Here is a 20,755-nt window from a genome sequence, read left to right as displayed (position 1 = left end):
GGCGTGGCAGGTGCTACGCGCAATGCCATTGGACGCCACGAATGGGTCCCGGCCTCCGCCGGGGAAGCGCTGTAGTTGCCGGGGGAATCACACCCCGGCGACAGCGCGTTACTGCGCGTTCGGGGCGTCGTGTCCGATCAATTCCCGCCCGATCAGCATCCGGCGGATCTCGTTGGTCCCCGCCCCGATGTCCAGCAGCTTGGCATCGCGGTAGAAGCGCTCGACCGGCCAGTCCTTGGTATAGCCAGCGCCGCCAAGCGCCTGCACCGCCTCGTTCGCGACGCGGACCGCATTCTCGCTCGCGAGCAAAATCGCGCCCGCCGCATCGAATCGCGTCGTCTTCCCCGCATCGCACGACCGCGCGACCGCATAGACATAGGCCCGCGCCGAATTGAGCGCGACGTACATGTCCGCGATCTTCCCCTGCATCAGCTGGAACGCACCGATCGGCTTGCCGAACTGCTGCCGCTCGCGAACGTAGGGCACGACCACGTCGAGGCATGCCTGCATGATCCCGAGCTGGATTCCCGCCAGCACGGTCCGCTCATAATCGAGCCCCGACATCAGCACGCCGACGCCGCCGTTGACCGGGCCCATGATATTCGCTTCGGGAACCTCGCAATCGGTGAAGACGAGCTCGGCGGTCGGCGATCCGCGCATCCCCATCTTGTCGATCTTCTGGCCGATCGCGAAGCCGGGCATGTCCTTCTCGATCAGGAACGTCGTGATCCCGCGCGATCCCTCACCGGTCTTCGCATAGACGACGAGGGTATCGGCATAAGCTGCGTTGGTGATCCAGAATTTCGTGCCATTGAGGACATAGCCCCCCTGCACCTTGTCCGCCTTGAGCTTCATGCCGACGACGTCCGATCCCGCGCCGCTTTCCGACATGGCGAGGCTGCCGACATGCTCGCCCGAAATGAGCTTGGGCAGATATTTCGCCTTTTGCTCCGGGTTCGCCCAGCGCGCGATCTGGTTGACGCACAAATTGGAGTGCGCGCCGTAGCTCAAGCCGACGGACGCCGACGCGCGCGATACTTCCTCGCACGCGATGACATGGTCGAGATAGCCGAGCCCGAGCCCGCCATCTTCCTCGGCCACGGTGATCCCGTGCAACCCGAGCGCACCCATCTCGGGCCAGAGCTGCTGCGGAAACCAGTCCTCGGCATCGACCTTCGCCGCCAAGGGCGCGATTCGGTCGGTGGCGAAGCGTTGCGTGGTGTCGCGAATCATGTCCGCGGTCTCGCCCAGCGCGAAGTCCATTTCGGCGATCATATCCATCTCCTTTTGCGCACCGCCTAAACGTCGCGCCGGTATCGGGCAATGGTATGTCGCCGCGCGATGCGATACCGCATGTCCGCATGAGTGAAGAACGATTCGAGCGCCATCGCCAGCCCTGGACGACGGATGAAATCCAGAAGCTGCACACGCTTGCCAAGAAGGGCATGGCGCTGAAGGCGATTTCCAAGGCGCTCAAGCGCAGCGAGGAATCGACCAAGGATCGCGCCAAGGCAGACGGGCTTACGATCGCGAAATTGCGCTGACGTTGCTGCGCCGCAATAGGGCCGTACCGAGACAGTTGATCTGCCGCCGGAACAACCCGTATGAGCTTGCGTTAGGCGACGATTGCGCAGGGTATCCTCCTGTGGCGCATACCCCTGCGGAGCAGCGGCTCGGATGAAATTGCGGACTCTTCCCGTGTGCGCGCTGGGCGCGCTTGGTCTTGCGACGGTGGCGATCAGCGGATGCGCGCAAAAGACGGATTCAAAGGGTGGTCGCGGCGGTCCGAAAGGCCCGCCGGAAGTCGGCTATATCGAAATTCAGAAATCGAGCGTCCCGACGGTGACGGAACTTGCCGCGCGGACTTCGGCTTACCAGACTTCTGAGGTCCGTCCGCAGGTTACCGGCCTGATCACCAAGCGATATTTCACCGAAGGGTCGATCGTCCGCAAGGGCCAGCCGCTTTATCAGATCGATCCGCGACTCTATCGGGCGTCCGCAAATCAGGCCGAGGCCAATCTCGAGAGCGCTGCGGCAAACGCGTCCGCGACCAAGGTCAAGGCAGACCGTTACAAGCCGCTTGCCGACATGCAGGCAGTCGCGGCGCAGGATTACACGGACGCCGCTGCGCTCGCGCGTCAGGCGTCCGCGTCGGTCCAGCAGAATCGCGCGGCGCTGGAAACCGCGCGGATCAATCTCAAGTTCACCACGGTTCCCGCGCCGATCACCGGCAAGATCGGACGGTCGCTCTACACCGAGGGCGCGCTGGTTACGGCGAGCCAAACCGACCCGCTAACCGTAATCCAGCGGCTAGACCCGATCTTCGTCGATATCCAGCAGGCAAGTGCAGACTTGCTCCGCCTTCGCCGTGCGCTGGCCGGGGGCGGATCCTCCGCCGCGGGGCGTGCCGACGTCCGGCTCAAGCTCGAGGACGGTAGCGACTATGGCATGGTCGGCGATGTCGAATTTTCGGAAGCGATGGTCGATGCCACCACCGGCACCGTGACGTTGCGCGCCCGCTTCCCCAATCCGCAAGGGCTGCTGCTCCCCGGCATGTTCGTCCGCGCGAGCTTCGCACAGTCGATCGACAATAACGCCTTCCTCGTGCCGCAACAGGCAGTGTCGCGCGATGCCAAGGGCAATGCGACCGTGTTCCTCGTCGGTCCGGGCAACAAGGCGGTACAGCGGAACATCACGACGAGCCGCACCGTCGGCACCAACTGGGTCGTGACGGACGGGCTCAAACCCGGCGACAAGATCATCACGCAAGGCGTGGGCAAGGTGAAGCCGAACCAGCAGATCAAGCCCGTGGCCGCAAACACGCCGCAGCAGATCCGCGCGCCAGGCAAAGACGCCGCTTCCGACCAGAAAAAGAACTGACCGCCCGTGATTTCGCGCATTTTCATCGACCGGCCGATCTTCGCCTGGGTCATCGCGATCATCATCATGCTGGGGGGCGTCGGCGCAATCTACTCGCTCCCGGTCGAGCAGTTTCCCGACATCGCGCCACCCCAGGTCAACATTCGCGCCACCTACCCCGGCGCAAATGCGCAGACGCTGGAGAATTCGGTCGCTCAGGTGATCGAGCAACAGCTAACCGGGATCGACGGGCTGCTGTATTTCACGACCAGTTCGTCATCGCGTGGCCAGGTGACGATCGCGGCCACCTTCAACAAGGGGACCGACCCGGATATCGCACAGGTCCAGGTCCAGAACAAAGTCCAGCAGGCGCTGTCGCGGCTGCCGCAACAGGTCCAGCAACAGGGCCTGACGGTCACCAAGTCGAACCCGGACTTCCTGCTGATCGCGGCGATCTACGACACGACCGACAAGACGACCAATCAGGACGTGTCGGATTATCTCGTCTCCAACCTCCAGGATACGATCGGCCGAATCAAAGGCGTCGGCGACATCAACGTGTTCGGCGCGCAATATGCGATGCGGATCTGGCTCGACCCCAACCGGCTCGCCAGCTTCAGCCTGATGCCGTCCGACGTGACGGCGGCGATCCAGGCACAGAACGCCGAAGTCGCGGCGGGTGAAATCGGCGGCGTTCCCAACACGCCGGATCAGGTGCTCGACGCGACCGTCACGTCGCAGTCGCGCCTGTCGACCCCCGAACAGTTCCGCAACATCGTCCTCAAGACGCAGACCGATGGCTCGACGGTCCATCTGTCCGACGTCGGACGGATCGAGCTTGGTGCCGAAAGCTATGCGGTCACCAGCCGAGTCAACGGGCACCCGGGCGCGGGTATTGCGGTCAGCCTCGCGCCAGGGGCTGACGCGCTCGGCACCGCGGAACTCGTCAAGGCCGAGATCGAGCGTTCGGCCAAGGCGTTCCCCAATGGCTACGCGTACAGCTTCCCGCAGGATTCGACCGCCTTCATCAAGCTGTCGGTCGAGGAAGTCGAAAAGACGCTGTTCGAGGCGATCATCCTCGTCGTCATCGTCATGTTCGTCTTCCTGCAGAACTGGCGTGCGACGCTGATCCCGACGATTGCGGTCCCGGTCGTCCTGCTGGGCACGTTCGGCGTGTTCGCGCTCGCCGGCTTCTCGATCAACACGCTGACCTTGTTCGGTCTGGTGCTGGCGATCGGCCTGCTGGTCGATGACGCGATCGTCGTCGTCGAGAACGTCGAGCGGCTGCTCGACGAGAATCCGGAAATGTCGCCGCGCGACGCGACGATAAAGTCGATGGAGGAAATCACCGTCGCGCTGGTCGCGATCGCGCTGGTGCTGTCCGCGGTGTTCCTGCCGATGGCGTTCTTCGGTGGTTCCACCGGCGTCATCTATCGTCAGTTCTCGATCACGATCGTCTCCGCGATGGTGCTGTCGGTCGTCGTTGCCCTCGTTCTGACCCCGGCGCTGACCGCCTCCCTCCTCAAGCGGAAGAGCGACGAGAAGCAGGACGGCTGGTTCGCGCGCAAGACCCAGGGTGCCAAGGACTGGTTCAACAACGGGTTCGACCGCACGATCGACCGGTACGGGCATGCCGTCGAAAAGGTGATCGACCGCAAGTGGCTGTTCCTGCTTATTTACGCCGGGACGATGGCGGTTCTGGTGCTGTTGTTCGTCCGGTTGCCGACCGGCTTCCTGCCGACCGAGGATCAGGGGATCGCGCAGATCCAGTATAACCTCGCGCCCGGCGCAACGCTCAACCAGACGCGTGTCGCGCAGTTGGAGATCGAAAAGTATTTCGCCGGCCCCGAGGCGAAAAACGTCGACGGATATCTGACGGTCGCCGGCGGCGGTGGCGGTAGCGGCGGATCGAACGCGGGGCGCGGGTTCGTCGCGTTGAAGGACTGGGCCGACCGGTCGGGCGTCGAGAACGGCGCGGACGCGATCACCCAGCGCGCGACGAAGGCGCTCGGTGGCCTGCGCGACGTCGAATTCTACGCGACCGTTCCTTCGGCGGTGCGCGGACTCGGCCAGTCGAACGGCTTCACGATGGAACTGCAGAACAGCGGCGGACTGAGCCGCGAGCAGTTCAAGGCGGCACGCGACGGGTTGCTGGCGGCGGCACGCGCGGACTCGACCCTCGCCGCGATCCGTCCGACCGATCTCGAGGACCAGCCGACGCTGCAGGTTCAGCTCGACTCGCAAAAGCTGAGCACGCTCGGGCTTACCCAGGCGAACGTCAATTCGACGCTGTCGACCGCCTGGGGCGGCTCGTACGTCAACGACTTCAACGACCGCGGGCGCGTCAAGCGCGTCTATGTCCAGGGCGATGCGCCGTATCGCTCGTCGCCCGACGACCTGTCGAAATGGTTCGTCCGCGGGTCCACGGGCACGATGGCCCCCTTCTCCGCCTTCTCGACGATCTCGTGGAGCAAGGCCCCGCCGTCGCTTGCGCGCTTCTCCGGGATTTCGTCCTACGAAATTTCGGGTCAGGCCGCTCCCGGGCAGAGCTCGGGCCAGGCGATGGACAAGATGACGGAGCTTGCCGCGAAATATCCCGGTACCAGCGTCGCCTGGGCGGGCCTGTCGTATCAGGAGCGACTGTCCTCGGGTCAGGCGCCGTATCTCTATGCGATCTCGCTGCTCGTCGTGTTCCTGTGCCTTGCCGCTTTGTATGAAAGCTGGACGATCCCGGTCGCGGTGCTGTTGATCATCCCGCTCGGGCTGATCGGCGCTGTGTTCGCGGTGACGCTGCGCGGGTTGCAGAACGACGTGTATCTGCAGATCGGGCTGCTTACGACGATGGGGCTTGCGGCGAAGAACGCGATCCTGATGATCGAGTTCGCCGAACAGGCGGAGAGCGAAGGCAAGGGCGTGATGGAGGCGGCGCTGGAGGCCGCGCGGATCCGACTGCGCCCGATCCTGATGACGAGCTTCGCGTTCATCTTCGGCGTTCTTCCGCTCGCGATTTCGACCGGTGCCGGCGCGAACAGCCGTATCGCGATCGGCACTGCGGTGATCGGCGGGATGATCACGGCGACGATCCTCGCGATCTTCTACATCCCGTTATTCTTCGTGCTGGTGCGGCGCGGGACACGGGATCTGATGAACAAGATCCGCGGAAACAAGGCCGAGGATCGCGTCGGCACCCGCAAGGACGAGGAACCGTACGGGCCGCCTGCACCCAAGGCTTCAGACCGCCCGGAGGCAACGGCATGATGCGCAAGATCCTCGTCGGCGTTTCGCTCGCCGCACTCTCCGCTTGTTCGATGGCACCCAAATACGTCCGCCCCGAACTGCCCGTTCCTCAGGGCTGGCCGACCGGCGACGCGTATCTCCGCCAGAGCGAGGCGACGCTGCCGAGCGTCACCTATCGCGACATCTTCCGCGATCCGCGGTTGCAGGCGATCATCGCACAGGCGTTGGTCAACAACCGCGACCTGCGGATTGCGGCAGCGAACATCGAGTCCGCCCGCGCGCAATATCGCATCCAGCGCGCCGAACTGCTCCCCGAAGTCGCGGCGAGCGCCAACTTCCAGCGCCGGGACAATGGGACCGGCGGCGTCGTTACGAACACCAACAACGGCGTCGGGTCGGGTACCGGAACCGGAACGGGCGGCACGGACACTGGAACCGGGGTCGGCACCGGCACCGGGACTAACACCGGCGGCGCCGTGGCGACGACGACAAGCTCCGGCGCGCGCAGCAGTTTTTCGGCAAACGTCGGAATTACGTCGTTCGAGATCGATCTGTTCGGACGGATTCGTTCGCTCACCACCGCGGCGCAGGCGCGCTATTTCGGCACCGAGGCGACCGCCCGCGCAACCCGCCTGACGCTTGTCGGCGATATCGCAACGGCATGGCTGACCTATGCCTCCGACGTCAGCCTCCTGCGCATTGCGCGCGAGACTGCCGCGATCGCGCAGACCAGCGTCAATCTCACCAGGTCGCGCCTCAACGGTGGCATCGCCCCGCGCACCGATCTGGCACAGGCGCAGATCGTGCTGCAAACCGCGCAATCCGATCTGGCCGCACAGACCACGCTCGTCGCGCAGGATGCCAATGCGCTGCAGTTGCTGGTCGGGGCTCCGGTCGACCCTGCCCTGCTGCCCAGGTCGATCGAGGAAGCCGCGCCGACGGTTGCGGAACTCCCGGCCGGGCTCAACTCGGCGGTGCTGTTCCGCCGTCCCGACGTCGTCCAGGCGGAGTATGAATTGCGCGCGACCAACGCCGAGATCGGCGCCGCTCGTGCCGCACTGTTCCCGCGTATTTCGCTCACCGCGCTCGCGGGTCTCGCTAGCACGTCGCTGACCGGCCTGTTCTCGGGTGGCGCGTTCAACTATTCGGTATCGCCCAATGCGAGCTACTCGATTTTCTCCGCCGGTGCCGCCCGCGCCGGGGTCGCACAGACCCGCGCGCAACGCGATGCAGCCCTCGCCACCTATGAGAAGACGATCCAGACCGCGTTCAGCGAAGTCGCCGACGGACTTGCGCGCCGTGGAACGATCGACCGGCAGCTTGCGGCGCAGGTCGCGCTGTCGGCGGCGGCAACCGACAATTATCGTCTGTCCGACGCGCGCTATCGCGGCGGGATCGACACGTTCCTGCAAAGCCTCGATGCCCAGCGCTCGCTCTATTCGGCACAACGCACGCTGGTGTCGACACGGCTGACGGGCGCGGCAAATCTGGTGACGCTGTATCGCGTGCTGGGTGGAGACTCGTTGCTCGACGTGGCTGCGGACGGCCCGCGTCCTGTTACCGGACTTTCGACGAGCGGTGCTTCGCCAACGATCAGGTGACTTTGCGCGGCCACGCTGTAAGGGTGCCGGCGGGGCCGCGGGGACCGGGGGGTAGTGGCCATCCCGGTGTATCGGCCGGGAACACGTTCGCCATGAGCCACCGGATTCGCCGTTTCACCGACGCCGACCAGACTGCGATGATTGCCTTCGCCGAGGAACTGCCGGAACACGACCTGCTGTTCCTGGGCCGAGACCTCAGGCATCCTCGTGTGATCGCGGCATGGGTCGATGCGATGGCGGCGGGCCATATCGACGGTCTGGTGGCCGAAGAAAACGACAGGCTGGTCGGCACCGCAGCCCTGGTCTGCGATCCACTCGGCTGGAGCGCGCATGTCGGCGAGGTTCGCCTGCTGGTTACGCCGTCGCGGCGCGGCGCGGGCGTGGGGCGTGACCTGCTCGAAGGGATTTATGTCATCGCCCGCGAGCGCGGACTCAGCAAGTTGGTTGCGAACATGACGCCAGACCAGATCGGCTCCGTCATGCTGTTCGAAAGTCTCGGTTTCCGGGCGGAGGCACTGCTGCGCGATCACGTCCGCGATCGCGAGGGCAACCCGCACGATCTGGCGATCCTCAGTGCGGACATCGGACGGGATAGTCCGGATTCGGCGGGATGAAAGGCTACGTCCCTCCCCGTCTCCGGGGAGGGAGATGGCGACCTCAGCCCTTGTCGCCGCGCATGACGCCGACGGTATCGCGACCGAACTTCATGATCAGTTCGCCGATCTCGCGCGCCTGGTTCATGTTGCGGCTGCTCTGCTCGCGAATGAAATCGCCCTGGATCTTCATCACCTCGGACAGGTCCTTGGCGGCGGCCGCCGCGCGCATCGCGTTGAACGCCTCGCGCGTGTTGGTCTCGGCCTGATCGAGCATCTTGAGGCTCACCGTCGATCCGGTTTCGGACATCTTGCTGCCCGCATCGCGCATCGCTTCGCCAGCCTTGCGCGCGGGGTCGACGACCTTGTCGGTGAACGCGTCTCGCATATTGTCGGTCATGCCTTCAGTCCTTCTGCTGGTGCCGCCTTCCGAACGGCCGATCCCGGCTTCGCTGCCGGTGTTCCCTATCTTCAACGCACGAAACGAAAATTCGAACCTTACAACAGTTGCGCGGCATAGGTCGAGGGCGCGCGCGGCAAGGCCAGCCGCGCGATCGTCCCGCTTACGACCACGAGCGCTAGCGCGGTAACACCGGCGATCACTTCACGCCGCGACGGTGCCCGATCCGCGACCAGCAACACGATCGCGACCGTCGTCGCCACCATCGACCACAGGTGATAGCGCAAGTCCGACGCGATGCTCAGCAGGAGGAAACTCGCCTCGAGCAGAAGTGCCGAGACCAGCAGCGCCATCGCCAGATCGCGCACCGCGCTTCCGCCGCGCCGCAGTCCGACACCGAGCCCGACGAGCGCGACGCACAGAAAGGCAATCGGCCAGCCGAGCGGCGTATCGACCGTAACGCGTTCAAGCGCCTGCCACCACCCCGCCGCCGGCCCCGGGCTGGTCAGGCCGAGGTCGTTCGGCTGACTGACGACGGGCGGCAACGCGCCCGGTCCGCCTGCCCCGACCAACCAGCGTTCGGTCGAATTCCAGTGCGCCAGTCGATGTCCGGCATAAGCGATCGGCGCGTGGATAATCGCGACCGCGAGCATGCGATACAGAGTCGCCGCCGGATAGGCGCGCAACGGCTCGACCTGCGCGTTGCATCGCTCGGGTTCGCCGAGCGGATCCCAGAAATAGGGTTTAACGCAGTGCCGCGCGACGATTGCCCGCACCGCGTCCGCCGACAGGCCGGTAGGGGCATTCGGCGCGCGCACCGCGATGCCAGCCAGATCATAGATTGCTTCGGTCCGCTCCACCCCGCTGCTGCCGGCTTGGAGGACCCCGTGGTTGATGACCGGCGAAACCGCCAGCACCGCGCCGACCCCGAGCAACGCGACGACGCCGCGCGCCCACCATGCCCGTGGACCGATCAGCATGACGACCAACGCGACCGTCGCGAACACCGCATTGGCGCGGACCAGCGTCGCATAGCCGAGCAACACCGCGATCAGCAGCCACCCCAGGATCGGGACCGCCACCCCGCGCAACCGCCACCACCCGACAAGCCCGACCGCGGCGAGCATCGCGCCGAGCATCTGCGCGTCCTTGAGCACGGTGCCTTGCCAGCCGAGGAACAGTGGTGTCACCCCGATGACGAGCGTGGCGATTGCCGCGCGCGGCTTGTCGATCCGCGCCAATGCCGCGGCGATCAGCCCGAGCCCGGCCCAGTAGAGCACCATTTGCAGGACCAGCATCGGCGCAGCGCCACCGCCGACCCCGAAACGGAGCACCGCCCAGACCCGCGCCATGACCGGCGGGTGCCAATCCTCATATTCTCCGGCGAGCACCTGCCCATATTGCGCGACCGTGTCGTACAGAGCGACACCCGGCCAGAACAACGCGAGCGCGGCGACGCACAGGACCAGCGCCGCCCCGGCGAGGATTGCGGGGCGGAGCCGGTCGCTGGTCATGTCAGAAGTGGATCGCCCGGCCGTACGCGCCGAGGACGCTTTCGTGCATCATCTCGCTCAGCGTCGGATGCGCGAAGACCGTTTCCATCAGTTCGGCTTCCGTCGTCTCGAGCTGACGCGCGACGACATAGCCCTGGATCAGTTCGGTCACTTCCGCGCCCACCATGTGCGCGCCGAGCAACTCGCCGGTCTTGGCGTCGAACACGGTCTTGACGAAGCCTTCCGCCTCGCCGAGCGCGATCGCCTTGCCGTTGCCGATGAACGGGAATTTGCCGACCTTGAGTTCGTAACCCGCTTCCTTGGCCTTCGCCTCGGTAAAGCCGACGCTCGCGACCTGTGGACGCGAATAGGTGCAGCCCGGGATGTTCCACTTTTCGAACGGATGCGGCTTCAGCCCCGCGATCGCCTCGACGCAGACGATGCCCTCATGGCTCGCCTTATGCGCGAGCCACGGTGCGCCGGTCACGTCGCCGATCGCGTAGATCCCCTCGACGTTGGTGCGCGCATAGCCGTCGACCTTGATGTGCCCGCGCTCGGTCTCGATCCCGAGCGTGTCGATCCCGATGTTCTCGGTATTGGGGACGATTCCGATCGCGACGATGACATGGCTGAATTCTTCGGAAGTGACGGTGCCGTCCTTCCCCTTGATCTTGGCGGAGACGCCCTTCGCCGACGTCTCAATGCCCTCGAGCCCGGTCCCGACGAGCAGCTTGATTCCCTGCTTCGTCAGTGCCTTGTCCATGAAAGCGGAAACTTCCTCGTCCTCGACCGGCAGGATCCGCGGCAGCATCTCCACGATCGTGACGTCCGCGCCCATGTCGTTGTAGAAGCTCGCGAATTCGACGCCGATCGCGCCGGATCCGATCACCAGCAGCTTCGTCGGCATCTCGGGCGGGACCATCGCGTGGCGGTAGGTCCAGATCCGCTCGCCGTCCGCCTTGGCGAACGGCAGGTCGCGCGCGCGCGCGCCGGTCGCGACGATGATGTGCTTGGCTTCGAGCTCGGTCGTCTTGTCGCCTTGGCGGACGGTCAGCTTGCCCTTGCCGGTCAGCGCACCGACCCCCTCGAACACCTGGATCTTGTTCTTCTTCATCAGGCCTTTGACGCCTGCGTTGAGCTGGCCCGCGACCTTGCGGCTGCGCTCGACCACCTTGTTCAGGTCGAAGCTGACGTTGTCCGCGCTGAGGCCGTAGCTCTCGGCGTTCTGCATGTAATGATAGATTTCGGACGTGCGCAGCAGCGCCTTGGTCGGGATGCAGCCCCAGTTGAGGCAGATGCCGCCCAGGCGCTCGCGCTCGATAATCGCGGTCTTGAGGCCAAGCTGCGCCGCGCGGATCGCGGCGACATAGCCGCCGGGGCCGGAGCCGAGGATGACGAGATCGAACGTATCAGCCAAGGGAGGATCCTTCATGTAGCGGAATATCGTGCAGGGGCTGGGGACGATCGTCCTCGCCCATCGAAACCAGGGTGAACCGCCCGTTCGCGGCGCGTTCGGTATGCTCGCCGTGCCGGTCGCGGCGCCAGACCGCCACCGCGACCGTCATCGACGTGCGGCCGGTCGCGACGATCTCGGCATGGAAACTGACCTCGTCTCCGATTGCAACCGGCGCGGTGAAGCTGAAAGCGTCCGCCGCAACCACCGGCGCGCGCCCGCCGCAATGGCGCGATGCCACCGATCCGGCGGCTAGCGCCATCTGCCCCATCAACCAGCCGACGAAAATCTTGCCATAGGGGTTGGCGTCGCATGCCATCGCAGTCGCGCGGATCGCGGGGGCGGCGCTGGGTGGAGCCTCAGCCATGCCGGCTCGCGTCCCGCGCCGCCCGATCCCGCGCCCACGCCTGGCGGATCGGGCCGATCCCCATCAGCACCAGGACGAGCATCGAGACGTAAGCGACACCCCAGATCGAGCTGCGCGCCGCCGGGACCGACCAGGTGGCAAGCCAGGCGAATACCGCCGCGCCGATCAGCCCAGCGACGATCCACGACACCTCGATCAGGGTGCGCCACATCGGCATGTCAGGCCAGCATGCCCAGCGGAGACTCGACCAACGCCTTGAACGCCTGCATCAGCTGTGCGCCGTCCGCGCCGTCGATCGCGCGGTGATCGAAGCTGCCGGTCGCCGACATCACCGTGGCGACGCCGAGCGTATCGTCGACGATGTACGGTCGCTTCTCGCCCGCGCCGATCGCCATGATCATGCCCTGCGGCGGGTTGATGACCGCTTCGAACTGCTTGATCCCGTACATGCCCATGTTGCTGAGCGACGCGGTACCGCCTTGATATTCCTCGGGCTTCAGCTTGTTGTCGCGGGCGCGCGCGGCGAGGTCCTTCATCTGGGTCGAGATCGCAGCGACGCCCTTCGTATCGGCATGCGAGACAATCGGCGTGATCAGACCCGACGGGGTCGACACCGCGACCGAGATATCCGCGCGCTCGAAGCTGATCAGCTGGTCGGGCGTGAACATCACGTTGCACTTGGGCACCTGCATCAGGCTGGCAGCGAGCGCCTTGATCAGCAGATCGTTGACCGACAGCTTCACACCGCGGCTCTCGAGCCCCTTGTTCATGTCGCTGCGCAGCTTGAGCAGCGCGTCGAGCCGGATGTCGACCGTCAGGTAGATATGCGGAACGGTCTGCTTCGATTCGGTCAGGCGCCGTGCGATCGTCTTGCGCACGTTCGTGAGCTTCTCCGCGGTGTGCGGGATGTCCGGGATCGCGGCGGGCTTGGGCGCTGCGGTTGGAGCAGCGGCTGCGGCGGTCGGTGCCGGCGCGGCAACGGGTGCACTGGCCTGCGCGGCAGGAGCATGACCGGCCTTGGCGCCTTCCAGATCGGCACGGACGATCCGGCCGTTCGGGCCGGAGCCCTGCAGCGACGCGAGGTCGATGCTCTTCTCGGCAGCGATTCGGCGCGCAAGCGGGCTCGCCTTGACGCGGTCGCCGTCCTGGCGCGCAGCGGGTGCGGGCGTCGCAGCGGGAGCAGCCGTCGGGGCGGCACCGCCCTCGGGATTGCCGTGATCCTCGGCCTGTTCGAGCGTGCGCTCGGCAGGCTTGGCTTCGCTGCCGGTCTTGTTGGGGTCGGCCGGCGACGGCTTTGGCTCCGATTCCTTCGCGGCGGGCTCGGGCGTCGTCTCGCCGGCGCTCTCACCGTCCGCGAGCAACGTCGCGATAACGGTGCCGACCTTCACATTGTCGGTTCCTTCGGCAACGAGGATCTTGCCGATCGTGCCTTCGTCGACCGCTTCGAATTCCATCGTCGCCTTGTCGGTCTCGATTTCCGCCATCAGGTCACCCGATTTGACGGCATCGCCTTCCTTGACCAGCCACTTGGCCAGCGTACCTTCCTCCATCGTCGGGGAAAGCGCAGGCATTTTGATCTCGACCGGCATCGACACGTCCTTGTTTTGACCGAATCCTATTGCCGCCGTCCTTCGCGCCCCATCACCGCCCGGTCAAGACCGGCGCTTGCGTCCTGCGCCAGTTAGCCCCACTTATCCGTAGGGGAGAGTCAGCTACATGCGCATCTATCTGGTCGTGATCGACGAAACGCCCGAGAGCAGTATCGCGCTGCGATTCGCGGCGCGCCGCGCGGTCAAGACCGGTGGCGGGGTCGAGATCCTGGCGTTGGTGCCCCCCACCGAATTCACGCCCTTCGGGGGCGTTCAGGCGACGATCGAGGACGAGGCGCGCGACCATGCCGAGGCGCTGGTGACGGGCGCGGCGGGAACGCTGATCCAGGAATCGGGGCTGCGCCCCTCGATCACGGTCCGGCAGGGCGAAGGCCCGAAGGTCATCCGCGAGATGATTGCGGCCAATCCCGACATTGCCGCGCTGGTCCTCGCGACCGCGGCTTCGGGCGCGCCGGGGCCGCTGGTCGCGCATTTCGCCGGGCAGGATGCGGGTGGCTTGCCGATCCCGTTGATGATCGTGCCGGGCTCGCTGGACCGCGAGGCGATCGACCGGTTGAGCTGACCGGTCGATCGCTCCTCCGCCCTTTTTTCGAGCGGTCAGAAGTTTTCCGGCATCATCGGTCCACCGCGCGCCTGTGCCCGCTGGAACCCGGGCTCTGCTTCGATCCGCGCGAGATAATCGACCAGTGCCGGATGCGCGTCGAGCAACTTGGCCATCCGCGCCATCGCGAGGAAGTAGCTCATCTGGATATCCGCGAGCATCGGGCGCTCTCCCATCAGGAACGGCTTGTCGCCGAGGCCGTCCGCAATGTAGCCGAGCGCGGTGTTTACCATCGGCTTGGCGCGATCGGCAGCGGCCTGCTCCCCGGCGCGCTCGGACAGCAGGACGGTTACGACTGGACCGGCGGCAGTACTTTCGACGAAGTCGAGCCACTCTTCGTGAATTGCATGCTCGGGCGTTCCGGCTTCCGGCGAAAAACGATTCCCGCCATAGCGACCGTCGAGATACCGCAGGATGGTTGCCGATTCCGCCAGCATCAGGCCGTCGTCGGTGATGACCGGCGACTTGCCGAGCGGATGGACCGTCTTCAATTCAGGCGGCGCGCGAAATTCCGCGGTCCGCGCGTAGCGCACGAGGTCGACCGGGAGACCAAGCTCCTCGATCAGCCAGAGAATGCGTTGCGACCGCGAAAAGGCGAGATGGTGAAGCGTCAACATCGGTAGAACTCCTTCGGGGGAAACAGGTTTTGTCAGGCGCCTGGGGGCACGCCCTGATCGCGCTCGGGCAGCGGCGCGTGGACTTCATGGCAGATCGCGCGAAGCCCCGGCTTGAGCCCTTCCTCGAGCGTGGGATGATAGAAGGGGAGCTCCAGCAGGCTCGTGGCGGTCTCGCCGCGCAGGATGGCGAGCGCGAGCAGGTGCGCGATGTGGTCCATGCCCGGCCCGATCATCGCCGCCCCCGTTAACAGCCCGTCGGGTTTGCTGGCATAGATCCGCACCATGCCCTCGGCGCGCGCCATCACGCGCGCGCGTCCCTGATCGTCATACGGCGCACATCCGATCACGCTGTCATCGTCTGCAGGCGCGCCGAGCATGGCGACGGGCGGATCGGTGAAGGTGATCGTGAACGGCAAGTCGCGCTTGACCGGCTTGACGTCCGGGAAGCGCACCGCGTTCCGGCCCGCGATGGTTCCTTCGTTCGAAGCCTCGTGCAGCACCGGGCGGTCCGCGTCCGCATCGCCTGCGACGAAGATCGGCGAATCGCCACATTGCAACGTGGTCTTGTCGAAGTGCGGAACGCCGTGGTCGTCCAGCGCAATCCCCGTCTCGTCCAGCCCCAGCCCGTCCAGCGTCGGCGCGCGCCCGGTCGAGACCAGCAGGCGATCGAACCGAGCGCTCCCGCCGTCCCAACTGAGCACGACGCCGCCTTGCCCGGCAGAAGGCGTCACCTCGACCCCGAGATGGACCGTCATGCTGGTTCGCAGGATCCGTAACAGCTCATCATGCACCACCGTGTCCTTGACTCCGCCGATCCGGTCGCCGCTTTCGAACACCGCCACAGCGACGCCAAGGCTCGCGAACGCCTGCGCAAGCTCCAGCCCGAGCGCGCCGCCGCCGACGACGCCGAGCGATTCGGGAAGCGTTTCACGATCGAAAATCGTTTCGTTCGTATCGATCAGATCCCCCAGCGCGCGAAACGGCTCCGGGACAATCGGCCTGGATCCCGTCGCGATCACCACAGCACGCGCCGAAACGGTTCGTCCGTCCCCCAGCACAAGCGTCGACATGCCCGTGAACCGCGCCCGCCCCTGCACGGCGACGCCTTCGGGCAGATCATCGAAGCTCTTCCTGGTCGCCGCTACGAAGTGATCCCGCTCGCGACGCACCCGCTCCATCACGCGCGCGCCATCGATTTCCGGAACGGCGTCGATCCCGAACACCGACGCGTGCCGGACCGACTTCGCTGCCATGCCAGCGGTGACGAGCAGCTTGGACGGCATGCACCCGACTGTTGCGCACGTCGTCCCGGCGAAACAATCGTCGATCAACAGCGTGCGCGCACCCTCCGAACGCGCGACACGTTCCGCCGCCAACCCCGCGGTCCCAGCGCCGATCACGGCGACGTCGCACGTCAGGTCGGCTGCTTCGGTGTGTGCCATCGGATGTCCTTGAAATTGCTCTTGCGACCTGCACAACGCCGGGCGGCTGGGATGGGGCCGACGCAATCCGGATTAATGACGGCACACCGTCTCCAGCCTCGCCCCTACACACAAGCCCTTGATGCGAGACCGCTTCCCCGCCACGATGTGGGGATGCGCACCCTTCCCCTCGTCGCCCTTGCGATGCTCGCCACCCCCGCTCTCGCCCAGACCAAGGCGAGTCCCGCGCCCGACCCTGCGCGGCTGAAGGCGACGGTCGAAAAGCTCGTCAGTTTCGGCACCCGTCACACGCTGTCCTCGCCTGACGATCCCGCGCGCGGAATCGGTGCGGCGCGCAAATGGGCGGGGGGTGAGCTCACGCGGATCGCGGACGGGTGCAATGGCTGCATCACCGTCGCCAACATCGCGCAGACGATGACCAACGCGCGGGCCCCGAATGGCGTCAACATCGTCGACGTGCTCGGCTTCCAGCAAGGGCTCGATCCCAAGCGCGTGATCATCGTCGGCGCGCATATCGACAGCCGCGTCACCGACGTGATGGACATCACCAAGGACGCCCCCGGCGCGAACGACGACGCCTCGGGCGTCGCGCTGGTGCTCGAGGCCGCGCGGCTGCTGTCGAAGGAGAAATTCCGCGCGACGATCGTCTATGCGGTCTTCTCGGGCGAGGAACAGGGGCTGATGGGCGCCTCGCTGCTCGCCGACACCGCCAAACAGCGCGGCTGGACGGTCTCGGCGATGCTCAACAACGATATCGTCGGCAATACGCTCGGGCAGAACGGCGTCCGCGTCGCCGACCGGGTCCGGGTCTTTTCCGAAGGCATTCGCGCGTCGGACGATCTCCCGGCGCAGATCGCGCGGCGCGGCAATGGCGGCGAGGACGATGGCCCCTCGCGCAGCCTCGCCAAGGCGATCGACGGCGTCGCGCAGGGAATTCCCGGCGGGCTCGACGTGATGCTCGATCGCCGCCCCGATCGCTTCGGGCGTGGCGGCGACCATGAGCCGTTCCTCAAGCTCGGTTATCCCGCGGTGCGGTTCTCGGTCGGCGCGGAGAATTACACGCAGCAACATCAGGACCTGCGCACCGAAAACGGCATTCCGTACGGCGACACGGTCGACAAGATGGACTTCCCGTATCTGGCGAAGGTGACCGCGATCAACGTGGCGACGATCCGCCGCCTCGCCGCTGCCCCTGCCGCGCCCGAGGGCGTGACGATCGCGGGTGCACTTGCGACCGATACGACGGTGACCTGGCAGCCGGTCGTCGGCGCGGTCCGCTACCGCGTCCACCTGCGCCGCAACGATGCACAGGACTGGCAGAAAGTGGTCGAGGTGCCAGCGCCAGCCGTCACGACGGTACTCAAGGACGTGATCGTCGACGACACGTTCGTCGGCGTCGGCGCGGTCGGTGCGGATGGGGCGGAAAGCCTGGTAACGTTCGCCGGGCCGGAACCGCGCAAGCGCTGAGGTGGAGGATTGCCAATTCGGCCTGATCTAGGGTCGCTTTCCCGGCCTTCGCCGGGGAAAAGCATAGCATGAGCAGTTCGGGCATCCTCCCGCGGTCGAGGCGCCAAGGCTACCGCCGCCGCGAACGGATTCGATGACGGCTGCCGCGGTGCGCCTGGGAGGAAACGAGGCGGTCCGGATCGCCAGAGGACGCGCCGCTCTGTACCGTAACGACGCTGCTGCCCCCGGCATCATATCGTCGCGCTGCCCCGTCGAGATACGCCCCGTTGGTCGCATAACTGGTTACCCCGCCGCGCGACACGACCGGCGGCAGGATGACGACGGGCGGCTCGTCGATGGAGCCGTACCCACCATTGCGTTCGGCCCGGTCGGTCGCGTCCCGCACGATCTGGCTTGCGTCGACATAGACCGCCGGCCCCGGATCTTGCTGCCGTGGGGGCGCGGGTGACCGTTGCGCCTCGCCCGTGGTCGCGCCGAACACCGCCGCAATCGCCACCGTCAAAACACCCAGACGTCGCATCAGATCACTCCCAGCAAAGGCTTGCCTGCCGGATCGGGATGAAGGTTCGGTAAATTCCGGCGCGTTCAGCCCGCAATGCGCGGGGCGAGCAACGCCATCAGCGCCTCGCACCCGGCGGCATCCTGCGCATCGAACCGCGCGGCGCTCGGGCTGTCAAGATCGAGCACACCGATCAGGCGGTCTTCATGCACGATCGGCACAACGAGTTCCGAGCGGCTTTCGGCGTCGCACGCGATATGACCCGGGAAGGCGTGAACGTCGTCGACCAGCTGCGTCTTCCGGCTCTTTGCCGCCGTGCCGCAAACCCCATCGCCGAGCGCGATGCGGATGCACGCCGGCTTGCCGAGGAACGGCCCGACGACGAGCGATTCGCCAACCATGCGGTAGAAGCCAGTCCAGTTGAGATCGGGCAGATATTGCGAGATCAGCGCCGCCGCATTCGCCATGTTGGCGATCGCGTCCGGCTCGCCATCGGTCAGCGCATCAAGCGCGGCGTGGAGATCGCGGTAGAGTTCGGCCTTGGAACTCTGGTCGATCGAAAAGGCGTACATGGGGGTCTCCGGGATCATCGCAGGGAATGGAGGGGCCTGTAGAGCGGCACGCCTCCAATTGGTATCGCTTGCGCGATCGCGCCACCCGCAGCGACCGTGATCGGCCCGTACACTTGCTGTGATCGAGAAGTTCCGTTTCGGATTTACCCCCGCGTCCCGCAGGGGACGGCGCCGCGCGGTTCGTCGCCAGTTTCGATGCGACGCGCCGATGTTGCCAACAAGGAATCCGATTTTGATGAACGCTACTCCACGCCATCGCCTTGGCGCGCTTCTCGCTGCCGCCGCCTCGACGGGCGCGATCGCCGCGCCGCTCGCGGCACAGACGCTGTCGCCCGCCGACACGCAGGTCGAGACCCGCATGACCACCGCCGCCGCCCCGACCGGCGCTGACAAGCCGGCTGCCGCACAGGCCGGCGTTAATGGAACGGTCGATGCCAAGCGCGGCGCGCGCACCACCGCGCCCGTCCAGATGACGCGCGACAACGGCGCACCGATCGGCGAGAACCGCCACAGCAAGGCGGCGGGCGACCTCGGCCCGGTGCTGATCGAGGATACCACGCTGATCGAGAAGCTCGCGCGGTTCGACCGCGAGCGGATCCCCGAGCGTGTCGTCCACGCGCGCGGCACCGGCGCGCAAGGCGTCTTCACCGCGACCGCGGACATGGCGGGGATCACCAGTGCCTCGCTGTTCACCGCAGGCAAGCAGACTCCGGTGTTCGTCGGTTTCTCGACCGTGATCCATCCCTCGGGCAGCCCCGAGGGCCTGCGCGATCCGCGTGGCTTCGCGACCAAGTTCTACACCGACCAGGGCAACTGGGACCTCGTCGGCAACAACCTGCCGATCTTCTTCATCCGCGACGCGATCCAGTTCCCGGACATGATCCACTCGCTCAAGCCCTCGCCGGTGACGAACAAGCAGGATCCCAACCGCCTGTTCGACTTCTTCTCGGCGACGCCCGAGGCGACCAACATGCTCGCGCACGTCTATTCAAACCTCGGCACGCCCGCGTCGTACCGCACGATGGACGGCAACGGCGTCCACGCGTTCAAGCTGGTCAACGCCAAGGGTGAGGTGATCTTCGCCAAGTTCCGCTGGATCAGCCGTCAGGGCGTCCGCAACCTCAACGGTGCGCAGGCCGCCACCGCCGGGTTCAACTATCTTACCGACGACCTGTACGGCGAGATCGCCAAGGGCAACTTCCCCGTCTGGGACCTGATGGTTCAGACGATGAAGCCCGCCGACTTCGCCAAGCTCGACTATAACCCGTTCGACGACACCAAGGAGTGGCTCGGCGTGCCGTTCCGCAAGATCGGCGAGATGACGCTCAACAAGGTGCCGGACAATTTCTTCGAGTACACCGAGCAGTCCGCGTTCGCGCCGTCGAACCTGGTGCCCGGGATCGAGGCGTCGCCGGACCGGATGCTGCAGGGTCGCCTGTTCTCCTACGCCGATACGCAGCGCTATCGCCTTGGGGCCAACGCGCTGCAATTGCCGGTCAATCGTCCGCTCGCGCCGGTCGCGAACAACAATCAGGACGGGACGCTGAATGCGTCGCAGCGGACCTCGGACGTCAATTACTATCCGTCGGCGACCGAGCCCAAGACCACCGACGCACAGTTCCGCGCGGCACCGTATCAGGTCAATGCAATGGTCGATGCCAAGGCCATCTCAAAGACCAGCAACTTCGCGCAGACCGGCGACTTCTACCGGGCGCTGAAGCCGCAGGACAAGGCGGACCTGATCGCCAACCTGGCGGGCGACCTCAACGTCGTCACCTCGGCGCGAACCAAGACGGTGATGGTCAGTTACTTCTACCAGGCGGACAAGGACTTCGGCACGCAGCTCGCGACCGCGGTCCACGTCCCGATGGCGGACGTGAGCCGCGCGGTCAGCGACTATCGGGCCGCCAATCCAGCGAAGCCCGCACGCTGAGTGACCGACCG

The 20,755-nt window shown here is 65.9% G+C and carries 19 protein-coding genes; 8 read left to right on the top strand and 11 right to left on the bottom strand.

Going from position 1 to position 20,755, the window contains the following annotated elements; all coding sequences use genetic code 11:
- Nucleotides 1-108: 108 nt before the first annotated feature.
- Entirely contained in the window at nucleotides 109-1,275 is a 1,167-nt protein-coding gene (locus tag RH91_RS12760) for an isovaleryl-CoA dehydrogenase (RefSeq protein WP_198283256.1), read from the bottom strand.
- An 86-nt stretch (nucleotides 1,276-1,361) separates the two neighbouring features.
- Between RH91_RS12760 and RH91_RS12755 the strand changes: the two genes are divergently transcribed.
- The 5 genes from RH91_RS12755 (at nucleotide 1,362) to RH91_RS12735 (ending at nucleotide 8,311) form a co-directional block, all read left to right on the top strand.
- Nucleotides 1,362-1,544 carry a hypothetical protein gene (locus tag RH91_RS12755; RefSeq protein WP_026046530.1) on the top strand — a complete coding sequence of 61 codons (183 nt, stop codon included), beginning with the start codon at nucleotides 1,362-1,364 and terminating at the stop codon, nucleotides 1,542-1,544.
- Between the two features lie 133 nt (nucleotides 1,545-1,677).
- Nucleotides 1,678-2,880, top strand: coding sequence for an efflux RND transporter periplasmic adaptor subunit (locus RH91_RS12750; RefSeq protein ID WP_442852545.1), 1,203 nt, complete (start codon nucleotides 1,678-1,680; stop codon nucleotides 2,878-2,880).
- Nucleotides 2,881-2,886: 6 nt separating this feature from the next.
- Nucleotides 2,887-6,117 (top strand): efflux RND transporter permease subunit, encoded by a 3,231-nt coding sequence (locus tag RH91_RS12745; RefSeq protein ID WP_010163173.1) that lies wholly within the window; start codon nucleotides 2,887-2,889, stop codon nucleotides 6,115-6,117.
- Nucleotides 6,114-7,697, top strand: coding sequence for an efflux transporter outer membrane subunit (locus RH91_RS12740; protein WP_010163172.1), 1,584 nt, complete (start codon nucleotides 6,114-6,116; stop codon nucleotides 7,695-7,697). Before RH91_RS12745 ends, RH91_RS12740 begins: the two co-directional genes overlap by 4 nt.
- Nucleotides 7,698-7,789: 92 nt before the next feature.
- On the top strand, nucleotides 7,790-8,311 hold the full coding sequence (locus RH91_RS12735; protein ID WP_010163169.1) for a GNAT family N-acetyltransferase: 522 nt from the start codon (nucleotides 7,790-7,792) through the stop codon (nucleotides 8,309-8,311).
- A 43-nt stretch (nucleotides 8,312-8,354) separates the two neighbouring features.
- On the opposite strand, the gene RH91_RS12730 is transcribed toward RH91_RS12735, so the two are convergent.
- From RH91_RS12730 to RH91_RS12705, 6 genes are all read right to left on the bottom strand, one after another.
- The gene (locus tag RH91_RS12730) at nucleotides 8,355-8,690 is read right to left on the bottom strand and encodes a phasin family protein (RefSeq protein WP_010163168.1); all 336 of its coding nucleotides are present in this window, start codon (nucleotides 8,688-8,690) and stop codon (nucleotides 8,355-8,357) included.
- A gap of 98 nt (nucleotides 8,691-8,788) precedes the next feature.
- Nucleotides 8,789-10,204 (bottom strand): hypothetical protein, encoded by a 1,416-nt coding sequence (locus RH91_RS12725; protein ID WP_010163167.1) that lies wholly within the window; start codon nucleotides 10,202-10,204, stop codon nucleotides 8,789-8,791.
- A gap of 1 nt (nucleotide 10,205) precedes the next feature.
- Complete coding sequence (gene lpdA, locus RH91_RS12720) at nucleotides 10,206-11,600, bottom strand: dihydrolipoyl dehydrogenase (protein WP_010163166.1); 1,395 nt, start codon at nucleotides 11,598-11,600, stop codon at nucleotides 10,206-10,208.
- Nucleotides 11,593-12,003 carry an acyl-CoA thioesterase gene (locus RH91_RS12715; protein ID WP_010163165.1) on the bottom strand — a complete coding sequence of 137 codons (411 nt, stop codon included), beginning with the start codon at nucleotides 12,001-12,003 and terminating at the stop codon, nucleotides 11,593-11,595. Before RH91_RS12715 ends, lpdA begins: the two co-directional genes overlap by 8 nt.
- On the bottom strand, nucleotides 11,996-12,214 hold the full coding sequence (locus tag RH91_RS12710) for a hypothetical protein (RefSeq protein ID WP_232283494.1): 219 nt from the start codon (nucleotides 12,212-12,214) through the stop codon (nucleotides 11,996-11,998). The genes RH91_RS12715 and RH91_RS12710 overlap by 8 nt, the downstream gene beginning before the upstream one ends.
- Nucleotides 12,215-12,221: 7 nt before the next feature.
- Nucleotides 12,222-13,592 (bottom strand): pyruvate dehydrogenase complex dihydrolipoamide acetyltransferase, encoded by a 1,371-nt coding sequence (locus tag RH91_RS12705; RefSeq protein ID WP_010163163.1) that lies wholly within the window; start codon nucleotides 13,590-13,592, stop codon nucleotides 12,222-12,224.
- Between the two features lie 127 nt (nucleotides 13,593-13,719).
- On the opposite strand from RH91_RS12705, the gene RH91_RS12700 reads away from it, so the two are divergent.
- Nucleotides 13,720-14,175, top strand: coding sequence for a universal stress protein (locus tag RH91_RS12700; RefSeq protein WP_010163162.1), 456 nt, complete (start codon nucleotides 13,720-13,722; stop codon nucleotides 14,173-14,175).
- Nucleotides 14,176-14,210: 35 nt separating this feature from the next.
- Here the strand turns inward: RH91_RS12700 and RH91_RS12695 are convergent, their stop codons facing one another.
- Together RH91_RS12695 and RH91_RS12690 are read right to left on the bottom strand one after the other, a co-directional pair.
- Nucleotides 14,211-14,831: a glutathione S-transferase family protein gene (locus RH91_RS12695; RefSeq protein ID WP_010163161.1), complete on the bottom strand. Its 621-nt coding sequence runs from the start codon at nucleotides 14,829-14,831 to the stop codon at nucleotides 14,211-14,213.
- A 32-nt stretch (nucleotides 14,832-14,863) separates the two neighbouring features.
- The gene (locus RH91_RS12690; RefSeq protein ID WP_010163159.1) at nucleotides 14,864-16,273 is read right to left on the bottom strand and encodes a dihydrolipoyl dehydrogenase; all 1,410 of its coding nucleotides are present in this window, start codon (nucleotides 16,271-16,273) and stop codon (nucleotides 14,864-14,866) included.
- Between the two features lie 153 nt (nucleotides 16,274-16,426).
- On the opposite strand from RH91_RS12690, the gene RH91_RS12685 reads away from it, so the two are divergent.
- Nucleotides 16,427-17,740: a M20/M25/M40 family metallo-hydrolase gene (locus RH91_RS12685; protein WP_010163158.1), complete on the top strand. Its 1,314-nt coding sequence runs from the start codon at nucleotides 16,427-16,429 to the stop codon at nucleotides 17,738-17,740.
- A 109-nt stretch (nucleotides 17,741-17,849) separates the two neighbouring features.
- Here RH91_RS12685 and RH91_RS12680 read toward each other — a convergent pair whose 3' ends face one another.
- The gene (locus tag RH91_RS12680; protein WP_232283493.1) at nucleotides 17,850-18,260 is read right to left on the bottom strand and encodes a hypothetical protein; all 411 of its coding nucleotides are present in this window, start codon (nucleotides 18,258-18,260) and stop codon (nucleotides 17,850-17,852) included.
- A 65-nt stretch (nucleotides 18,261-18,325) separates the two neighbouring features.
- Nucleotides 18,326-18,811, bottom strand: a complete 486-nt coding sequence (locus RH91_RS12675) for a GAF domain-containing protein (protein WP_010163156.1) — start codon at nucleotides 18,809-18,811, stop codon at nucleotides 18,326-18,328.
- 235 nt (nucleotides 18,812-19,046) lie between these two features.
- On the opposite strand from RH91_RS12675, the gene RH91_RS12670 reads away from it, so the two are divergent.
- Complete coding sequence (locus RH91_RS12670; protein WP_010163155.1) at nucleotides 19,047-20,744, top strand: catalase; 1,698 nt, start codon at nucleotides 19,047-19,049, stop codon at nucleotides 20,742-20,744.
- Nucleotides 20,745-20,755 lie beyond the last annotated feature (11 nt).

The organism is Sphingomonas sp. PAMC 26617 (genome assembly GCF_000242835.1).
In the GTDB taxonomy this organism is placed as follows: domain Bacteria; phylum Pseudomonadota; class Alphaproteobacteria; order Sphingomonadales; family Sphingomonadaceae; genus Sphingomonas.
This window is presented reverse-complemented; position numbering and strand designations above follow the sequence as displayed.